A 14,770-nucleotide genomic window follows, 5' to 3' on the forward strand; every position below is an offset into this window, starting at 1 on the left:
CACGCTCAGTCCGATTCGATGGACAGGTGCGACTGGCGCCAGTCGACCACCGGCCAGCCACGCGCTTCGGCGAACTGGCGCAGCGGCGCATCCGGCTGGGTGGCGTGGGGATGATCGACCCGCTCGAGCAGCGGCAGGTCGTTGTGGGAATCGGAGTAGCCCCACAGTGCCTGCGGCGCACGCTTGAGCTGGCTGGCGTCTTCCAGCCAGGCATCCAGCGCCGCCAGCTTGCCTTCGCGGAAGGTGACGATGCCGGTGGTCTCGCCGGTGAAGCGGCCCTCTTCATCGAAGGCAGGATGGGTGGCCAGCGCGCCATCGGCGGTCAGACGACTGGCGATGGGGCCGACCAGATGATGCATGGAGGCGGAGATGATCAGGGTGCGATGGCCCGCCTCGCCGTGTTCGGCCAGCCGTGCGATGCCGCCTTCCAGCAGACGCGGCATTACCATTTCTTCCACGAAATCATCGACTTCACGACGCACCTCATCGCGATGCCGTCCGATGAGCGGGCTGAGCAGATGGCCGGTATGCTCGTGGATATCTAGGGTGCCGGCGTGATACTCGCTCTGGTGGCGCTCGCCGATGGCCATGAAGGCATCGACATCCTCGATCCAGCCACAGGCGGCCATCCAGCGCATCCACATGCCGGTGCAGTCGCCATCGAGCAGGGTATCGTCGAGATCGAACACCGCCAGCGGGGAATCCAGCTGGCAGAAATGGCGCAGATACCCCTCACCCGGCGGCGATAGCGGTGGCAGCAGCGTCACGGCATCGCAGTCGGCACAGAGATCCGCCAGCGGTGAGCGGCGGACCTCTACCCCGGGGGCAGCATTGAGGGCGCGCGGCGCAGCAGAGGGTGAGGGCATGGTTCGAGTCACGACAGGCTCCGAGTGGACGAGGGAGTCAACGGCTTCCTGCCGTTACTGCGTGACCCTCGCATGCGGCGCCGCGCTGGGCAAGTCCGTCGCGCCTTCATGACCCGCAGTCGCTGCGCGCGGCGCTAGCGCTGGGCGAGTCGAGCGAGCGCCAGACTGGCAATCGCGGTGTCCTGCACGCCGGTGCCGGTAAGGTCTGCCACCGTGATGAGGGTATCAGTGGCGGTTTCAGCCTGTTCACCGCTGTTCTGGTCACCGCTGTTCTGGTCACCGTCACGCAGACGACGCCCATCGGCCAGCAGCTTGCCCAGCTCGTACACCTCGCATGCCTTGGCCTGGTCTTCATCCAGCCCCTTGAGCTCCCCATTGATTTCCGACTGGGCGCGGCTGTCACACACGAAGTAGTCGCAATCGGTCAGCACGTCGGCTTCCAGCTCGCGCTTCTCGGGGCTGTCGGAGCCCATCGCGGTGACATGCACGCCTTCCGGCAGCATCGAGTATTCCAGCAGCGGCGTGTGAGACGGCGTGGCGGTGATGATGATATCGGCGTTCTGACACACCGCATGCAGGCTGTCATGGCTGCGCACGGTGAGTCCCAGGCGCTGCTCGGTGTCGCGCGCGAAGCGCTCGCCGCGCTCCTTGTCGCGTGCCCAGACATCGACACTCTCGATATCGCGCACCAGTCGCAGCGCTTCCAGCTGCAGGCTCGCCTGCTCACCGGCGCCGATCAGTGCGACGCGCTTGCTGTCGGGGCGTGACAGGGCCTCTGCCGCCACGGCACCGGCCAGCGCGGTGCGAATGGCGGTGAGATAGCCACCGTCATCCAGCAGGGCCTTGGCCAGCCCCGTCTCGGCGGAGAACACCACCATCAGGCCATTGAGGCTTGGCAAGCCGCGGGCGGGATTGTTGAAGAAGCCGGGGCTGATCTTGATCGCGAAGTGCTTGAGCCCCTGAATGTGGGCGGTCTTGACGTCCACCTCGCCGTTGGCCTCCTCGATGGCCATCGACAGGATCGGCGGCTGCACCACCTTGCCTTGGCCCAGCGCGATGAAGGCATCGCGAATGGTGCCCAGTGCCGTGGCGTCCAGCCCCACGACCTGCTCGATCTGTTCACGGGAATACGTCTGCATGCTTTCTTGAGTCGGTTCCGTCATGCGCCCTCCTCCTGATGTGCCATCATCTGTCTCACGCTGTGAGCCATGGGCGAAAAAATCACTGCTGAGCGTCCGCCAGCAGCGCTCTGGCCTGATCGAAGGTCTCCAGACTGACGCCATTGCCGCTGATGATCAGCGCGACACGCTGGCCGCGGATCGACTCGGCCAGCGCCGGGTCGGTCTCGCCCAGTCGCGAGGCCTCAAGCGCGGCAAGCCCGACCACGGCGGCGCCCTCGACCAGCAGCTTCTCCTCTTCCAGCAGCATCAGCATGGCGCGGGCGATGGCGCGCTCGCTGACCTGATGGTGTTCATCCATCACGCGGCGCACCAGCGGCAGCGTGGTGTGATTGCCAAGCCCGATGCCGCCGCCCAGCGAATCCGCGAGGCTGGCGACCTCTTGCACCTCCACCGGTGTGCCCGCCTGCAGGCTATGCCACATCGCGGCGCCTTCGGTGAGGCTGATGCCATGCACGCGGGTCTCGGGGCGAATCGCCTTGAGCGCCGCCCCGATACCGCCGAGCAGGCCGCCGCCGGACAGTCCGATCAGTACCTGATCGAGCTGCGGGCAATCTTCCATCAACTCAAGCCCGATGGTGCCCTGACCGGCCGCGATCAGCGGGTCATCGAAGGGCGGCACCGCCAGCATCCCCTCCTCCTCGACCAGCCGATTGACCTCGTGGAAGGCCTCGTCCTGACTGCGCCCGACCCGGCGCACCTCGACACTGCCACCAGTGGCACCGCCCAACTCACCCAGCGCCTCGATGGCACGCACCTTGTTGGCGGGCACCTGCTCGGAGAGACAGATGACCGCCCTGAGGCCACGGCGCATCGCGGCGTAGGCCAACGCGCGACCATGATTGCCGGTGGAGGCGGTGGTCACGCCGCGCTGGAGGCGCTCGTAGGCCTCCCCGGCGGCCTGCTCCGCCACGGCGGCCAGCAGATTGCTGGCCCCGCGCAGCTTGAAGGCGCCAGTGGGCTGGCGGGTCTCCAGCTTGAGCAGAATCTCGGCATCGAAGCGGCGCGACAGCGCCGGTGAAGGCACCAGCGCTGTGCGTTCGACACCCGTGGCCGTCGATGAATGAAACAGCCGCTGGCGCGCGGCATGGATATCGGCCAGCGCCAGCGGCGTTTCCCGTGTGCTCTTGAGCGGGGGTAAGGTCAATGCCATGGCCTACTGATCACCAGACGTGAGATCGCCATTGTCGACAAGCTCCTGATGCACCTTGTCCACGGCGCGACGCGCGCGGGCGACGATGTCATCGATTTCCTCAGGCGTGACCACCAGCGGCGGCGCGAAGCCGAGGATGTCGCCCTGCGGCATGGCGCGAGCGACCAGGCCTTCCTCGAGGGCTGCCGCGGAGATGCGCGGGCCGACCTTGAGCGCTGAGTCGAACGCCTTGCGCTGTGACGGCTGCGGCGAGAACTCCAGCGCCGCCAGCAGGCCGATGCCACGCACATTGCCGACGATGGGGTGATCGGCGAAAGCCTCCTGCATGGCGTTCTGCAGATAGGCGCCGGTATCGCGGGCGTTGTCGACCAGGCCCTCGCGACGGATGATCTCCAGGTTGGCGACACCGGCGGCGGCGCCCAGCGCATGGCCGGAGTAGGTCCAGCCATGGCCGATGGGGCCGAATTCGCCGGTGCCCTGCTCCAGCACCTTCCACACGCGGTCACCGACGATGACCCCGGACAGCGGCTGATAGGCGCTGGTCAGGCCCTTGGCGATGGTGACCAGGTCCGGCTTGATGCCGAAGTGCTGGTAGCCGAACTGGCTGCCGATGCGCCCGAAGCCGCACACCACCTCATCGCAGATCAACAGGATGTCGTGGCGCTTGAGCACGGTCTGGATGGCCTCCCAGTAGCCCTCCGGCGGCGGCACGATGCCACCGGTGCCCAGCACCGGTTCGCCGATGAAGGCGCCGACGGTCTCCGGCCCTTCGGCCTGGATCATCGCCTCGAGCTTCTCGGCGCACCAGGTGGAGAATTCGCGCTCGCTCATCTCGGCGCACTCGGCGGGACGACGATAATAGTCCGGCGCCTCGGTGTGCAGGATGCCCGGAATCGGCAGATCGAAGTGATCATGGAAGGCCGCCAGTCCGGTCAGCGAGCCTGAGGCGATGCCGGAGCCGTGATAGCCGCGCCAGCGCGAGATGACCTTCTTCTTCTCCGGCTTGCCGATCACGTTGTGGTAATAGCGCACCAGCTTGAGCTGGGTCTCGTTGGCATCACTGCCGGACATGCCGTAATAGACCTTGGACATGTCGGGGCCGGCCAGCTCGAGAATCTTCTCGGACAGCGCGATCTGCGGCTCATTCGAGTGGCCGACATAGGTGTGGTAGTAGCTGAGCTTGAGGGCCTGCTCGTGGATGGCATCAGCGACTTCCGTGCGCCCGTAACCGATGTTGACGCAGTAGAGGCCGGCGAAGCCATCGATCAGCTCACGCCCGTCACGCTCGCGGATGCGGATGCCTTCGCCACCGGTGATCACGCGGCCCGGTGCATCGCCCTGGGCGTAATCGCGCAGGTGGGTCGAGGCATGGAAGGTGACCTTGCGATCACGGCGAATCAGCTCATCGGTCGAGGTCGCGTCGTCGAAGCTGGCGGCCTGACTCAGGGTGTTATCGGTGCTCATGTGACTCTCCGAATGCTCAACTAGGGGCGATCGACCGGTGGTGCTCAATGGCCACCGGTCGCCATGATCGACATGTGACAGTGAAGGATGTCCGTCTCAACTTCCGGAGGCGCTTTCCAGTCCACCCAGACAGTAGTACTTGATATCGAGATATTCCTCGAGCCCCTGACGGCCACCTTCGCGACCCAGGCCAGATTGCTTGACGCCGCCGAAGGGAATCGGCGCGCCGGTCATCTTGACGGAATTGACGGAGACCATGCCGAAGCGCAGGCCACGCATCAGTTGCCAGATGCGGCGCACATCGTGGGTATAGACGTAGGCGGCGAGGCCGTATTCGGTGTCGTTGGCCATCGCGATCACCTCTTCCTCATCGTGCCAGGCGGTGATGCCGGCCACCGGCGAGAAGGTTTCCTCGCGCCAGACGCGCATGTCCGGCGTGATGTCGGCCAGCAGTACCGGCATGAAGAAGTTGGGGCCCGGCGCCATGCTCTGGTCGCCGTGGATCAGCCGCGCGCCACGCTCGACGGCGTCATCGACGATGGTCTGCGCCTTGGCGACGGCGTCGCGGTGGATCAGCGGGCCAAGGTCGATCCCCTTCACCTGACCATTGCCGACCTTGAGCTGCTTCATGATGCGTGCGAAGTGGCTCAGGAAGTCCTCGTAGAGGCTGTCGTGGACCAGGATACGGTCGGCCGCGAGGCAGTCCTGACCGGAGGTCTGGAACTTGGCATCGACGGCGGCGCGCGCAGCCTCCTCGGGGTCCATGTCCGGCCCGACGATGAAGGGGGCGTTGCCGCCCAGTTCCAGCGAGACACGCTTGACGCTGTCGGCGCACTGTTTCAGCAGCAGACGCCCGACCCGGGTGGAGCCGGTGAATGACAGCCCAGCGACGCGCGGGTCGTCACACAGCTGCCTGGAGACCTCGGAGGCCTCGCCGGTGATGACGCTGAAGACACCTGCGGGAATGCCGGCACGCTCGGCCAGCTCCGCCAGCGCCAGCGCCGAGAACGGCGTCTCGCCGGCCGGCTTGACCAGCACCGTGCAGCCCGCCGCCAGCGCGGCCGCGGCCTTGCGAGTGATCATCGCCAGCGGGAAGTTCCACGGCGTGATCAGCGCCGCGACACCGATAGGCTCACGCACGGTGCCCAGCGCGGCATTCGGGATATGGCTGGGAATGGTCTCGCCGAAGGCACGATTGCCCTCCTCGGCGAACCAGTGAACGAAGCTGGCGCCGTATTCCACCTCGCCACGCCCATCGTCCAGCGACTTGCCCTGCTCACGCGTCATCAGCATGGCCAGGTCTTCCTTGTGGGCGCGGATGAGGTCGTACCAGGCATCCAGCAGCTCGCCGCGCTGGTCGACGCGCAGCTTGCGCCATTCACTCTGGGCCGCATCGGCGGCGGCGATGGCGGTGTCGATCTGCGCCTCCTCGAGCCACGGCACCTGGCCGAGACGCTCGCCGGTGGCGGGGTCGAAGACCGCCTCCTCACGCCCGCCTTCGCCATGCACCCAGCAGCCATTCACGTAGGCGAGCTGGCGAAACAGGCGCGGGTCTTCCAGGGCAATGCCTTGGCTGGCGAACTGGGTGGGCTCGGACGTCGCTCCGTCCTGGGAAGTTGCCCACTGTCGTGCAAGAGATTGAGCACTCATCGCTTGTCTCCCGGGCCGCACGGCCGTCATCTGAGAAGGCGGAACACCGCCAAAGACAACGCCCACCGAAACGCGGCGGGCGTCATGTGATGACCTCAGTGTGGGGGAGATGGGACGTGGAGACTTTCGGAATACCCGCCAACGACTTGGCGTTCTTTCTGTTGTGGCGGGTAAAGTGCGGATTCTTTCTGTGTGGCGAGTTCCTGACTAGACGGTTATGGATCAGAGCGTCACTGATCGGACCGACGTGGCTCAGGCGGTCACGACATCACTCTCGGTCAGCTCGGCGTAGAGTTCCGGGTAGGCTTCCTGGAGGCGCTCAAGCTCGGTGCGCGCATGCGGGATGGCATCGGTCAGCTGCTGCCATTCCTCGTCACTGAGGTTGTCGCGCATCAGCGGGAACAGCTCCTGGCGCTCGGCACGCAGGTAGTCACGGTGTGCCTCCACATACTCGCGCAGGTCGGCATTGAACTGATCCATCGGGATGATCTGGTCCATCAGGATGCTGTCGAGATTGTCGGACAGCTTGTCCAGACGCTCGTGCAGGGTGCGATATTGCTGGATGAGGCGCTGACAGAGTGGCGCGGCGTCTTCGGAGCGTTCGCACAGCATCTGGGTGCATTGACGCTCCAGCGGAATGATGAAGCCCTGCATGTAATCGAGAATGTAATCCACCACCTCACGCATCATGCGAAAGTCGGGACGCTCACCACTGACGAGCGTCTTGTGGCGGTGCGAAAGCACGTGCAGCAGACGGGCCATGTTGGCGTGGTCCTGGCGCAGCTGAGTCACATTGGGCATGACTTCCTCCTCCTTACGGAACAGGTGGCCGATGCTGGCAGACAGCGCTGCCGCCTCGGGCATTGCTACCGAATGTAGCAATGTCGTCACCTAGAAGTGTAGGACACATCCCCCGAGCGCCAGTTAGACGTTGGGTGGGATTGCCTAAATGAGCGTGTCATGCTGTCAGGAAAACATGACAGTCTGGTGCAATGCCACGCGCGGCCTGAGGCCGCTGACTGACCGTGCCGCCCCTGCTGATTTGTACAGTCCTGCAGGATCGGCCATGATGAGCGCAATACTGCCCCACGCCTGCCGGAGCCAGACTCGCCGATGGATCTTTTTGCCGATACCGCCTCGAATTCCCATGCGCCACTGGCCTTCCGCATGCGTCCCCGCACCCTGGATGACTACATCGGACAGACAGCGTTGGTCGGGCCTGACATGCCGCTGCGCCAGATGGTGGCCTCCGGCGTGGTGCGCTCGATGATCCTGTGGGGGCCGCCGGGGGTCGGCAAGACGACGCTGGCCGAGATTCTCGCCAAGGGCTGTGATGCCCATCTGGAGCAGCTCTCGGCGGTGATGGCCGGCGTCAAGGACATCCGCGAGGTGGTGGAGCGCGCCAGACACTTCCAGGCCAGCGATCGCCAGACGGTGATGTTTCTCGATGAGATCCACCGCCTCAACAAGAGCCAGCAGGATGCCCTGTTGCCGCATGTGGAATCCGGCCTGCTGACGCTGATCGGCGCGACCACCGAGAACCCGTCCTTCGAGGTCAACTCGGCCCTGCTGTCACGGGCGCGGGTCTATGTGCTCAAGGCCCTGGAGACGGACGACCTGATCGAGGTACTGACGCGCGCCCTGCAGGATGAGGTCAACGGCCTCGGCAAGCGTCATATCGAAGCCAGCCGCGAGACGCTGACCCGCATCGCGCGCTCGGCCTCCGGCGATGCACGCCGCGCCCTCGGCCTGCTGGAGACTGCCTGTGACTTCGTGCGTCGTGAGCCAGACGCCCAGGGGGGAACGCGCGAGATACTCGAGAACAGCTCGCTGGAGGCCGTGCTGGGCCATCAGGCCTCCAGCTTCGACAAGCAGGGCGATGACTATTACGACCTGCTGTCGGCGATCCACAAGTCGATACGCTCCTCGCGGCCCGACGCGGCGCTGTTGTACATGGCGCGCTTCATGGATGGCGGCGGCGACCCGCTGGATGTCGTGCGGCGCCTGACGGCGATTGCCTCCGAAGATGTCGGCAACGCCGACCCACGCGCCCTGCCGCTGACCATCGCCGCCTGGGACGCCTATCTGCGCCTCGGTGACTACGAGGGCCAGCGCGCCATCGCCCATGCGGCGATCCACCTGGCCATCGCGCCCAAGAGCAATGCCATCGAGGTGGCCTGGAAGGAAGCCAAGGCCTTCGTGCGCCAGCAGCCCCACTTCGGGGTGCCGGTCTACCTGCGCAATGCCCCGACCACGCTGATGAAGGAGCTGGGCATGGGCGAAGGCTATCGCTATGCCCACAACGAGCCCAATGGCTATCCGGCCGGCCGCTCCCACGATGCCTGGCCAGAAGAGCTGCCGACCCAGCAGTTCTACCGCCCGACCCAGCATGGCGGTGAGAAGCGCTTCGCCGAGATTGAGCGCTGGCGCCGCGAGCAGGACGCCGCCGCAGACCGTGGCGAGACGCCCGGACAAAGCTGATCAGCGGCGAATCCTGCGCGCACATGGCTGCAGAGTCGCGACTGGCACAGACAAGAACGCCCGGACCAGAAGGTCCGGGCGTTCTTGTCTGGTCAAGCGTATTCAGGATTTGCGCTGCACCTTGGGCGTGATCACTGCTCGCGAATGACGTCGGCGCCTTGCGGGATCTGGAACACGAAACGACTATCCTGCAGCGACGGGTTGTACTGCACGTTGCTGAAGTCGATCGCCGTACGCTGGCCGGTGGAATCCGCCATCTGCAGCATGTCGAGCTGCTCGCTGTCGAAGGTCAGCTTGAGGCTTTCAAACAGCGTATCGGCCTGTTTGGGCGTCAGCGTGAAGGTCTCACGCGCGCCCTGCTGCTGACGCTTGACCGCATAGTTGGCGGTCAGCTCACTGGCACGACCGGACAGCAACAGCGCCGGCGTGTGGGTGACGCGCTCATCCAGCGGCTGCACGGTGACCTGCTCGAGGTCCGGGTCATGCAGATAGACTTCCTTGCCGTCCGACACCACTTCCTGACGGTACGGCGCATCGACGCTCCAGCGGAACTTGCCCGGGCGCGACAGCCACATCTTGCCCTTGGCTTCCTGCAGACGCTGACCGGAGGCATCGAGGATCTGCTGATCGAAGTCGGCTGCATAGGTCTTGAGCGGCTCCAGCAGGCGCGACAGGCGATCGCCTGCCGATTCCTCGGCGTGCGCTGGCAGAGCGGCCATGCCCAACATCAGCGCGGCGCCCAGCCCCTTGGCCAGACGAGCGGTCAACGAAGAAGCGAAAGAACGGGACAATGTCTTCATGAAACTCCTTGCGATGAGGAAGACCAGTGGCAAGCCTCGGCACCGAGGCCCTGCAGCTGACCATCATCATTTCAGCGATTCGGGATGATTGCTGCCAATATCCTGCTGGCAGTGATCTGTTATCTGATGTCTTTGACACGAAGGGGAGCAAAAAGCTCCCCTTCGTGTGTTTCAGCGACCAGGCCGGCGGCGGCTAGCCGCTGTGGTTGGGCGCGATCACTTCCCGCGAGCCATTGGTGCCCATCGCGGAGACGACGCCCGCCATCTCCATCGCCTCGACCAGACGCGCGGCGCGGTTGTACCCGATCTTGAAGCGACGCTGCACGGCAGAGATGGAGGCACGACGCGACTCGACCACATAGGCCACGGCCTCATCGTAGAGCGCATCCTGCTCGGCATCGCTGTCCTCGCCTTCAGCCTCGAGGCCGGCCAGCGCATCCGCCTGCACACCACCGGTGAGGATCTCCTCGATGTACTCCGGCGAGCCGCGACGCTTCCAGTCATCGACCACACGGTGAACCTCGTCATCATCGACGAAGGCACCATGAACGCGCGTCGGCATGCCGGCACCGGCCGGCAGGTAGAGCATGTCACCGTGACCCAGCAGGTCCTCGGCGCCGCCCTGATCGAGGATGGTGCGCGAGTCGATCTTGGAGGAGACCTGGAAGGCCATGCGCGTCGGGATGTTGGCCTTGATCAGGCCGGTCACCACGTCCACCGACGGACGCTGGGTGGCCAGAATCAGGTGAATCCCCGCGGCGCGCGCCTTCTGGGCCAGACGTGCGATCAACTCCTCGACCTTCTTGCCGACGATCATGAACATGTCGGCAAACTCGTCGATCACCACCACGATGTAGGGCAGCTTGGCGAGCACCGGCGGATGCTGGTGCATCTCCCAGGGCTGCGGCTCCCACAGCGGGTCAGCGATCTGGGCGCCATGTGCCTCGGCTTCATCGATCTTGGCATTGAAGCCGGCCAGGTTGCGCACGCCCATGGCGGCCATCAGCTTGTAGCGACGCTCCATCTCGGCGACACACCAGCGCAGGGCGTTGGCGGCCTCCTTCATGTCGGTCACCACCGGCGCCAGCAGATGCGGAATGCCGTCATAGACCGACAGCTCCAGCATCTTGGGGTCGACCATGATCATGCGCACTTCGTCCGGCGTGGCCTTGAGCAGCATCGAGATCAGCATCGAGTTGATGCCGACTGACTTGCCCGAACCGGTGGTACCGGCGACCAGCAGGTGTGGCATCTTGCCGAGGTTGGCCACGACAGGCGCGCCACCGATATCCTGCCCCAGCGCCAGGGTGACCGGAGATTCCGCCAGCTGATAGGCATCGGAATCGAACACTTCGCGCAGGCGAATCATGGCGCGGTTGGGGTTGGGGATCTCGATGCCGACCGTCGGACGGCCCGGAATCACCTCGACCACACGCACGCTCTTGACCAGCAGCGAACGCGCCAGGTCCGTCGACAGGTTGGAGATCTTGGACGCCTTGACGCCCGGCGCCGGCTGAATCTCGAAGCGTGTGATGACCGGCCCCGGCCAGACATCCGCCACCTCGGCCTTGACGCCATACTCGCGCAGACGCACCACCAGCAGCTCGGCCATCTGGTCGAGCTCTTCTTCGCTGTAGTTGGGCTTCTGGGCATCCGGCGGCGTCAGCAGACTCAGCTGCGGCAGGTCCCCTTCCGGCTCGTCCTCGTGATCGGCGCCTTCATGGCGCTGACTCTGCATGTGCTCCACGGTCCACAGGGTCGGGCCGGAGGGATCACTGGCAGCCGCCTGCGCATCTTCCGCCGTCGCCAGACGACCACCGCCCGGCACCATGCCGGACTCATCGCCGTCATAGGCCCAGGAAGGACGCTCGGCCGTTGCGGGGGTCGCTTCCGGCGTGGCTGTCGGCGCCTCGAAAGGCGGCACATGCTCGGCCTGAGGCGCCACGGAATCGGGCTCCGCTGGTGCGACCGGCTCGGCCGGTTGATGAGGCGCTGCAGGCTGACGCGGCTCAGGGGCATGCTGCGGCGGCGTGGCAGACGGGCTGCTCGGCGCCGCAGGCGCGTCTGCCTGTGTCGGCGCGTTGCCCGTCGGCTGCTCGAAGGCATCATCCCAGGAGACGACCGCCTTGCGAGCGGGAGTCTCGGAAGCGGCCGCCGCGACACCGGCCGCCATCACACCCGCACCGGCAGCCAGCCCTGCGGCCGTGGCGAATTGACCACCACTGCCGGGCAGGGGCGCATCATCGTCGTCCCTGGGCTCCGGCGGTTGATTGCGGCTATCCGGCGCGGCATCACTGCGCTCGCGCGCAAGTTGCGCGTCGCGCTCACGCTGTGCCTCTTTCTCAAGCTGCGCCTGCTGCTCGAGCTGTGCCTGCTTTTCGAGCTGCGCTTGTCGCTCTGCCGCTTGCTGCTCGGCTGCACGCTGCGCTTTCTGTTCAGCTTCGCGCTGCGCCTCCTGTTCTGCCAAGCGCTGCGCTTCCTGTTCAGCCAAGCGCTGCGCTTCCTGCTCGCGAGCCAGCTCTTGAGCCTGAGCTTGTGCCTGAGACGGAGCCTTGTGAGCTTCGGCCTCGCTCTGCGCCTGAGCGTCTTGCGCCGTGTCGTGTCGGGCGGTCTCATGACGAGCCGTGTCGTGACGAGCGGTCGGTGCAAAGGCTGAGGCGGCGTCCCAGGCAGCAGGGGCAGCCGTACTGTCGGAGGCTGATGCCGTATCTTCGGCGGCAGGGGCTGGCGTCGCCGCCTTGGGAGCCTGCGTGGTGACTGAGGCGTCAGCATGACGCTGGCGCTCGGCCTCAATGGCAGCGGCTTGCGGCAGACGGGAGCGCGTGACATCGGCATGCGCGACACGCGGCGCGGAGGCGGCCTCTGCCGCCACGGCGGTCTTCAGGGCCGCGGCCAGATCAACCCCTTCGATGCTGACATTGGCGCTCTGCACCGTCATGCGCTCGGTGTAGGCAGCGCCCGGCACCTTGGCGGAAGGCGTGGTTTCAGCGGTCTGCCACGGGATATCGGTGCTGCGGTCATCCGCGAAGTCATCGCGAGCGCTGATGGCCTCGTCGGTGCCGCCATCCAGAGACGGCTCGACACGGCGCTGGCCGCGCGGCTCGGCGGCGATGCCTTCTGCCTCCTGACGGCGACCAAGCAGAATCTCGTCGCTGTCCTCGTCCCACTCATCCTCACGGGCACGGCGGCCCGGCAGCAGACGCTGCCACCAGCTCAGTCTGGGGGCCGGGTCGCGATCCGAGTCATCCTCTTCACCGTCCTCGTGCGTCAGCGACTCTTCGGCGTAGGCTGCCTCGTCATCGTAGGCGTCCTGATCGTCGCGGCGACTGTTGAAGCGCTCGGCGAACCAGCCGGACACCCGCATGCAGCCATTGCCCAGCTCATCCATGACCGTCAGCCACGACATGCCGGTAAACAGCGTGAAGCCGCACAGGAAGCTGGCCATCGCGACCAGTACCGTGCCGCCCATGCCGATCAATGGCGTCAGTGCCCCGGCGATGCCCTTGCCGAGAATGCCGCCCGCGCCGTTGGTCAGCTGGCTGTCGGGGCTGTAGAACTGGATATCGCCGATGACGCAGGTCGCCATGATCAGCAGGAACAGGCCGCCAGCGCGCACCGCGATGGTCGTCGGGTCCCACACCAGCTCTGTACTGGGCTGACGCATCAGGCGCCAGGCACCGAAGCCCAGCATTGCCGGCCACCACAGGGCACTGCCGCCAAACAGCGAATACAGCACGTCTGACAGCCAGGCACCGATGCTGCCCATCCAGTTGCTGGGCGTGAGTTCAGGGCCGCTGTAGGACCAGCCGGGGTCCGTCGGCGCATAGCTGAACAGCGCCAGAAGCATGAAGACGCATAGGCTGAGCATGAGAATGACCACGCCTTCACGGCTGACGCCCTGCAGGGTGGTGGTCAGGCGTGACGGTGGTCGCGCTGCCTTCTCCGCACGCTGCTCGGCGCGGATGGCCTGGCGTTCGGCGCGTTCGGCCTGACGCTCGGCGCGGCGCTGGGCTGCAGGGCTCTCTTCCTGCACGCGCGGCTTGTTTCTGGCCTTGGCAGCAGGCTGGCCGCTGGCGTCCTTCCTCGCGGGCTTGCCCGAGACGCGCGGCGTCTTGCGTGCCGGGCTGGACTCAGTGGCCGAAGCACCGCGCAGACGCGCGAAGAAGCCCGGCGAGTCCGCTTTCTGACGGGCACGCTTCCTGGGTGTTGCTGCCGCACGGCGGCTACGGGTTTCAGGCTTGGCCTGTTCCCGACTTGTCTTTCTGGCACTCTTGGCAGTCAAGTCGCCATCCCCCTTGCACCTTGTGGGCGATTTTCCATGTACCTTCAGCCGGTTATCATAACCATTCGATGGCAGTGACGTCATAATTGCCGATTCACGTCTGCTCATGACGCCAAGGCGCCAGGAGCCCATTGCTCCGTGCATGTTCCCGAACCGACAAGAGGCTGCCCATGCTTCCCTGGCTTCCCCCTGCCCCTGTCCGCTTTCCGCATGCTTCCACCGCCCTGAGCGAGCCCGACGGCCTGCTGTGTGCAGGGGGCGAACTCAGTCCCGAGTGGCTGCTGGCGGCCTACCCCCGCGGCATATTTCCCTGGTTCAGTCCGGGTGACCCCATCCTGTGGTGGTCACCGGACCCACGCATGGTGCTCAAGCCAGAGGAAGTCCGTGTACGCCGCAGTCTGGCCAAGCGCCTGCGCAATGCAGGCCTGAGCTACAGTATCGACCGCGACTTTACCGGTGTGATCAATGCCTGTGCCAGCATTCCTCGCGATGGCCAGGCAGGCACGTGGATATTGCCAGAAATGCAGCGGGCCTACATCGCCCTGCATGCCATGGGACATGCCCACAGCGTTGAAGTCTGGCAGGGCGATTCTCTGGTGGGCGGCCTGTATGGCGTCGCCTGTGGACGCATCTTCTTCGGCGAGTCGATGTTCTCGCGCGTGCCCGATGCCTCGAAACTGGCGCTGGTGATCCTGTGCCAGGAATTGAAGGCACGGGATTTTCCGTTGATCGACTGTCAGATGCATACTCCGCACCTGGCAAGTCTTGGCGCCCGCAGCATCGCCCGCAGCGATTTCATCAGCTATCTTGACCAGTATGCCACTGGCCAAGGGCATGAGGGCAAGTGGTCACTGACATCCTGGCCCACGCAGCACGCCCGGGAATGATGGCCACGG

The 14,770-nt window shown here is 65.5% G+C and carries 10 protein-coding genes and 1 pseudogene; 2 read left to right on the plus strand and 9 right to left on the minus strand.

Annotated features, from left to right (window positions below; all coding sequences use genetic code 11):
- Nucleotides 1–5: 5 nt before the first annotated feature.
- The 6 genes from U0O11_RS13710 to U0O11_RS13735 all read right to left on the minus strand — a co-directional run bounded on the left by U0O11_RS13710 (nt 6) and on the right by U0O11_RS13735 (nt 7,112).
- A complete protein-coding gene (locus tag U0O11_RS13710; RefSeq protein WP_225347165.1) occupies nt 6–866 on the minus strand; it encodes an HAD family hydrolase in 861 nt (286 codons plus the stop codon).
- Nucleotides 867–1,000: 134 nt separating this feature from the next.
- On the minus strand, nt 1,001–2,029 hold the full coding sequence (locus U0O11_RS13715) for a cyclodeaminase (protein WP_225347166.1): 1,029 nt from the start codon (nt 2,027–2,029) through the stop codon (nt 1,001–1,003).
- Nucleotides 2,030–2,087: 58 nt separating this feature from the next.
- Nucleotides 2,088–3,197, minus strand: a complete 1,110-nt coding sequence (locus tag U0O11_RS13720) for a pyridoxal-phosphate dependent enzyme (RefSeq protein WP_225347167.1) — start codon at nt 3,195–3,197, stop codon at nt 2,088–2,090.
- Nucleotides 3,198–3,200: 3 nt separating this feature from the next.
- Complete coding sequence (locus U0O11_RS13725) at nt 3,201–4,661, minus strand: aminotransferase (RefSeq protein ID WP_225347168.1); 1,461 nt, start codon at nt 4,659–4,661, stop codon at nt 3,201–3,203.
- Nucleotides 4,662–4,757: 96 nt separating this feature from the next.
- Nucleotides 4,758–6,311 (minus strand): NAD-dependent succinate-semialdehyde dehydrogenase, encoded by a 1,554-nt coding sequence (locus tag U0O11_RS13730; RefSeq protein WP_225347169.1) that lies wholly within the window; start codon nt 6,309–6,311, stop codon nt 4,758–4,760.
- 252 nt (nt 6,312–6,563) lie between these two features.
- The gene (locus tag U0O11_RS13735) at nt 6,564–7,112 is read right to left on the minus strand and encodes a hemerythrin domain-containing protein (RefSeq protein ID WP_043331576.1); all 549 of its coding nucleotides are present in this window, start codon (nt 7,110–7,112) and stop codon (nt 6,564–6,566) included.
- A 312-nt stretch (nt 7,113–7,424) separates the two neighbouring features.
- Between U0O11_RS13735 and U0O11_RS13740 the strand changes: the two genes are divergently transcribed.
- A complete protein-coding gene (locus tag U0O11_RS13740; protein WP_324690482.1) occupies nt 7,425–8,792 on the plus strand; it encodes a replication-associated recombination protein A in 1,368 nt (455 codons plus the stop codon).
- 131 nt (nt 8,793–8,923) lie between these two features.
- Here the strand turns inward: U0O11_RS13740 and lolA are convergent, their stop codons facing one another.
- From lolA to U0O11_RS17665, 3 genes and pseudogenes are all read right to left on the minus strand, one after another.
- Nucleotides 8,924–9,592, minus strand: coding sequence for an outer membrane lipoprotein chaperone LolA (gene lolA / locus U0O11_RS13745; RefSeq protein WP_054555615.1), 669 nt, complete (start codon nt 9,590–9,592; stop codon nt 8,924–8,926).
- A 193-nt stretch (nt 9,593–9,785) separates the two neighbouring features.
- Nucleotides 9,786–12,998, minus strand: coding sequence for a DNA translocase FtsK (locus U0O11_RS13750; protein ID WP_442872659.1), 3,213 nt, complete (start codon nt 12,996–12,998; stop codon nt 9,786–9,788).
- A pseudogene (locus U0O11_RS17665) lies at nt 12,978–14,018 on the minus strand (DNA translocase FtsK 4TM domain-containing protein); the annotation flags it as partial. The gene U0O11_RS13750 and the pseudogene U0O11_RS17665, both read right to left, overlap by 21 nt.
- A gap of 26 nt (nt 14,019–14,044) precedes the next feature.
- Between U0O11_RS17665 and aat the strand changes: the two are divergent.
- On the plus strand, nt 14,045–14,761 hold the full coding sequence (gene aat, locus U0O11_RS13755) for a leucyl/phenylalanyl-tRNA--protein transferase (protein ID WP_225347171.1): 717 nt from the start codon (nt 14,045–14,047) through the stop codon (nt 14,759–14,761).
- The last annotated feature ends 9 nt before the right edge of the window (nt 14,762–14,770 follow it).

This window comes from Cobetia sp. D5 (assembly GCF_035666195.1).
Classification (GTDB): domain Bacteria; phylum Pseudomonadota; class Gammaproteobacteria; order Pseudomonadales; family Halomonadaceae; genus Cobetia; species Cobetia amphilecti.

Excerpts from the sequence above, each read along its gene's own strand:
- U0O11_RS13710 (WP_225347165.1), bottom strand. The coding sequence starts at position 866 with ATGCCCTCACCCTCTGCTGCGCCGCGCGCCCTCAATGCTGCCCCCGGG.
- U0O11_RS13715 (WP_225347166.1), bottom strand. The coding sequence starts at position 2,029 with ATGACGGAACCGACTCAAGAAAGCATGCAGACGTATTCCCGTGAACAG.
- U0O11_RS13720 (WP_225347167.1), bottom strand. The coding sequence starts at position 3,197 with ATGGCATTGACCTTACCCCCGCTCAAGAGCACACGGGAAACGCCGCTG.
- U0O11_RS13725 (WP_225347168.1), bottom strand. The coding sequence starts at position 4,661 with ATGAGCACCGATAACACCCTGAGTCAGGCCGCCAGCTTCGACGACGCG.
- U0O11_RS13730 (WP_225347169.1), bottom strand. The coding sequence starts at position 6,311 with ATGAGTGCTCAATCTCTTGCACGACAGTGGGCAACTTCCCAGGACGGA.
- U0O11_RS13735 (WP_043331576.1), bottom strand. The coding sequence starts at position 7,112 with ATGCCCAATGTGACTCAGCTGCGCCAGGACCACGCCAACATGGCCCGT.
- U0O11_RS13740 (WP_324690482.1), top strand. The coding sequence starts at position 7,425 with ATGGATCTTTTTGCCGATACCGCCTCGAATTCCCATGCGCCACTGGCC.
- lolA (WP_054555615.1), bottom strand. The coding sequence starts at position 9,592 with ATGAAGACATTGTCCCGTTCTTTCGCTTCTTCGTTGACCGCTCGTCTG.
- U0O11_RS13750 (WP_442872659.1), bottom strand. The coding sequence starts at position 12,998 with ATGTCGTGGCTGACGGTCATGGATGAGCTGGGCAATGGCTGCATGCGG.
- aat (WP_225347171.1), top strand. The coding sequence starts at position 14,045 with ATGCTTCCCTGGCTTCCCCCTGCCCCTGTCCGCTTTCCGCATGCTTCC.